We start from the raw sequence: 512 nt of genomic DNA, 5'->3' as shown, positions 1-512 counted from the left end.
AAACGTTACTTTGTCACTCATTCGCTCGACAATCATTGGCAAGAATTTCGCCGCCACTTTCTCGTGAACAAGCAGTGTGTCTAGCGAGTTACATGCCGAAGGACGTTGAACTTTCGAGTTTTCAACCACGTTTAGCGATTTCTCTAGGTCCGCGGATTCATCAACAAAAATGTGACTGATACCAAAACCGCCGATGATCACTGGAATTGTGCTGTTCTCTTTACACATTTTGTGCAGACCCGCTCCACCACGTGGGATGATCATATCAACGTAGTCTTCCAGTTTAAGCAGTTGAGAAACCAGCTCGCGATCTGGCTTTTCAATGTACTGTACTGAAGCGGCTGGCAAGTTTGCTTTTGCAAGGGCTGATTGGATAACTTTCACAAGTTCCATGTTAGAGAAAAACGTCTCTTTACCACCGCGTAGGATGCTGGCGTTACCCGTTTTCAGGCACAGTGCGGCAATGTCGATGGTCACATTTGGACGCGCTTCATAAATCACACCCACAACAC

1 protein-coding gene is annotated in these 512 nt (G+C 46.5%); it reads right to left on the bottom strand.

What is annotated here, in order from left to right:
• Positions 1-512 (bottom strand): aldehyde dehydrogenase family protein (locus R7040_RS30100; RefSeq protein WP_318098141.1); only part of this gene is annotated, 512 nt, incomplete at both ends.

The sequence above is a fragment of the Vibrio sp. 1069 genome (assembly GCF_033340555.1).
This window is presented reverse-complemented; position numbering and strand designations above follow the sequence as displayed.